The 3,015-nt window shown below is 64.6% G+C and carries 6 protein-coding genes; 2 read left to right on the top strand and 4 right to left on the bottom strand.

Annotated elements, in window-relative coordinates; genetic code table 11:
* Both VDP82_RS16395 and VDP82_RS16390 read left to right on the top strand, forming a co-directional pair.
* Positions 1-1,121: OmpA family protein (locus VDP82_RS16395; protein ID WP_323015900.1), on the top strand; the 1,121-nt coding region annotated here is incomplete at its 5' end.
* Between the two features lie 149 nt (positions 1,122-1,270).
* A complete protein-coding gene (locus VDP82_RS16390; protein WP_323015899.1) occupies positions 1,271-1,639 on the top strand; it encodes a hypothetical protein in 369 nt (122 codons plus the stop codon).
* Between the two features lie 85 nt (positions 1,640-1,724).
* Here VDP82_RS16390 and VDP82_RS16385 read toward each other — a convergent pair whose 3' ends face one another.
* The 4 genes from VDP82_RS16385 to VDP82_RS16370 form a co-directional block, all read right to left on the bottom strand.
* On the bottom strand, positions 1,725-1,946 hold the full coding sequence (locus tag VDP82_RS16385) for a hypothetical protein (protein WP_323015898.1): 222 nt from the start codon (positions 1,944-1,946) through the stop codon (positions 1,725-1,727).
* Between the two features lie 126 nt (positions 1,947-2,072).
* On the bottom strand, positions 2,073-2,366 hold the full coding sequence (locus tag VDP82_RS16380; protein WP_323015897.1) for an HlyU family transcriptional regulator: 294 nt from the start codon (positions 2,364-2,366) through the stop codon (positions 2,073-2,075).
* Positions 2,367-2,385: 19 nt separating this feature from the next.
* Positions 2,386-2,682, bottom strand: a complete 297-nt coding sequence (locus VDP82_RS16375; protein WP_323015896.1) for a DUF2442 domain-containing protein — start codon at positions 2,680-2,682, stop codon at positions 2,386-2,388.
* Between the two features lie 49 nt (positions 2,683-2,731).
* Positions 2,732-3,015: sigma-70 family RNA polymerase sigma factor (locus VDP82_RS16370; protein ID WP_323015895.1), on the bottom strand; the 284-nt coding region annotated here is incomplete at its 5' end.

The following is a 3,015-nucleotide window of genomic DNA, read 5'->3' as shown; positions in this document are numbered from 1 at the left end:
CCGTCGCGCCGCCGCCGGTAGACGACGCAGCCGCCCAGCAGGCCATCGAAGTGCCGGTAGAAGCCCGCATGCTGTCGGCTGTTGAAGAAAAGGGCGAGGTGGTCGCCGCACCTCAGGTCGCCCCGCTGGAGGTGCCGCAGAACGTCACCATCATCAACCAGACCAACATCGTCAACAATGTCGTCAACAACAACACGACCAACAACACCACGACCAATATCGGTCAGCAGAACAATGTCGAGGTGAACCAGAACATCGTGCGGCCGGCCGCGCCGGGCGATGCCATCACCCAGGTGGTCTTGCAGATCGGCGCCCAGCTCGTGGTCAATTCCATCGGCCAGGATACCGACCGGTTCTACAATCCCCGCGAAGACGAGATTTACTACGAAAATCTCAGCAATGGCCGGGTGCGCGAAACCATCACCCGCCCCGACGGTTCGCAGATCGTGACCGTGCGCAACCGCAATGGCGACGTTCTGCGGCGCTCGCGCATCGATCCCAACGGGCGCGAATATGTGCTGGCCTGGTTCGATGAGCGCTATGACAACGACCTGATCGAATGGCGCGATCCGGGCCGGGACCTGCCGCCGCTGCGTCTCAACATTCCGGTGCGCGACTATGTGCTCGACGCCCGCTATGCCGACGAGACCCAGGTGGAGCATTTCTTCGCCCAGCCGCCGGTGGAATCGGTGGCCCGCCTCTACTCCATCGACGAGGTGAAGCGCTCGGCCCGTATCCGCGACAGCGTGCGCAAGCTCGAAGTGGGTGGCCTGACCTTCGATACCGGCAAGGCCAGCATTGCCCGCGATCAGGTAAGCGCCCTGTCCAACGTGGCCAACGCCATGCTGCAATTGCTGCGCACCAATCCCGGCGAGACCTTCCTCATCGAAGGCCATACCGACGCGGTGGGCTCGGAAATCTCCAATCTGCAGCTTTCCGACCTGCGGGCGGCGACCGTGGCGCGCATCCTCACCGACTTCTACGGCGTGCCGCCGGAGAACCTGGCCACCCAGGGCTATGGCGAGCGCTATCTCAAGATCCGCACCGAAGCGGCGGAACGCGAGAACCGGCGCGTCACCATCCGCCGCATCACGCCGCTGATTACCGTCGCCAACCGCTGATCCGATCGGCATTTAAAAATGGCCGGGCTCCTGCCCGGCCATTTGCATTTGCGCCCTGGGAAAAGGCTTATCTTGTGATCGATATTGGCGGGAACAAAACCAAACCGCTCACGTTTCCTTGACACACGATGAAACAAAGGAGCGACATCATGGCAACCCCTGATCGTGACACCGCCTATACCAATGACCCGGTGCGCACGGCCTATACGCGTGAAAGCAGCGGCACCGGCTGGTTCGTGGGCATCATCGTAGTTCTGGCCCTGCTGGCCATCGGCTACCTGGTATTCTCCGCCAATTCCGGCCCGGCCCCCACCGTCGATACCACCACGACGGCCCCGGCCCCCGCTATTCAGGCTCCGGCCGACACCATGGCCCCGGCTCCGATGACGGAAGCTCCGGCCCCGGTGACCGAACCCGCCCCGGCGACGACGCCGGCTCCGGCGGTCGAAACCGCCCCGGCGACCCCTGTGACCCCTGCCCCCGAGGCTCCGGCTCCCGCCGCTACCCCCGGCGCGTAAGCCTGATCTTCAGCCTCCCAATGCCATCGTCCTCCCCGATGCGCATTGCCCAGACCCCGGCTCCTGCCGGGGTCTTTCCGTTCGGCTATTTGCCCGAGCGCCGGATCGTCTTGATCGCCAGCGGCGGCAGGCCCGACTTCTCCGATATGGCCCGGTCCTGCTCCTCGATGGCGGCGCGGGCCGGCTCGTCGCCGTCCAGCCCACCCAGGATATTGGCATCGACGCGGCGATTGGAGCGCTGGCTGCCATCCTCATAGATCACATCGAACATGACGAATTCGGTCCGGGCTGTGGGTTTCTTTGCCATCATGAATCTCCTTCTGGACAACGTGCCGCCACGGCCGGTCCCGGGGGAACCGGCGGGCGGGCGGAATAGGGAAGTTGCAGCGTCTTGCCGCCAGGGGCGCAAGACGCAAGGCACAGCGCCCGGCGTCTAGCGGAAGATCGCGTCGCCCTGCTCGTTGATGATCTGGCGGCCCTTGGAAAGCGCCAGCGCCACCAGATCCTCGCGCGAGGCCATGCGGTCGGCGCGCACGAAACGATAGGTCCTGAGTTCGCCCTCGATGAGCTTCTCAATGGTGCCGGCCAGTTGCAATTCGCTGCCGGCCTTCATCTCGATGGCCTTGATGAGATAGCCATTATAGCTCTCCTCACCCAGCACCTTGTCGCCTTCCGGCTCGGCATTGGCGGCGGCGCCGCCACCGAACAGCTTCTTGAAGAACGACATGGTGGAACTCCTTTTCCAGTCAGCGCCGGCGGCGCAGGGGCGGCGGCAGAACAAGCTCGCCCCGCTTTTCCATTTCCTCGCGCAGCCAGAGCGGCGAGAGATCGAAGTGGTTCGGCCAGGTCGGAACGCCATTGGCCAAGCCGACCGTGCCAAAGAAGCGCCGGTCGCGCAACGGCTCCGTGCCCTCGCCGCGCTCCCCGATCATCGGAGCGGCGTCGAACGTGCCCGACGCCCCGTCGGAAAACGTCACCACCAGCTTGAACGGCACGATGGCGCGGATGGCGGTGACCTTGAGGCGGGCAGGCTTATCGGTCATGCGCGCCCCAGGGCCCCGTATTCGAGCGGCGGAATTCCGCCGCTCCGTGTCAATTGTCGAGGAAACTGCGCAGCTTGCGGCTGCGGCTGGGATGCTTGAGCTTGCGCAGCGCCTTGGCCTCGATCTGGCGGATGCGCTCGCGCGTCACGCTGAACTGCTGGCCCACTTCTTCAAGCGTGTGATCGGTGTTCATGCCGATGCCGAAACGCATGCGCAGCACGCGCTCCTCGCGCGGCGTCAGCGAGGCCAGCACGCGCGTGGTGGTTTCGCGCAGATTGGACTGGATCGCCGCATCGATCGGCTGGATCGCATTCACGTCCTGGATGAAATCGC

The organism is Devosia sp., assembly GCF_034675085.1.
Lineage (GTDB): Bacteria > Pseudomonadota > Alphaproteobacteria > Rhizobiales > Devosiaceae > Devosia.
This window is presented reverse-complemented; position numbering and strand designations above follow the sequence as displayed.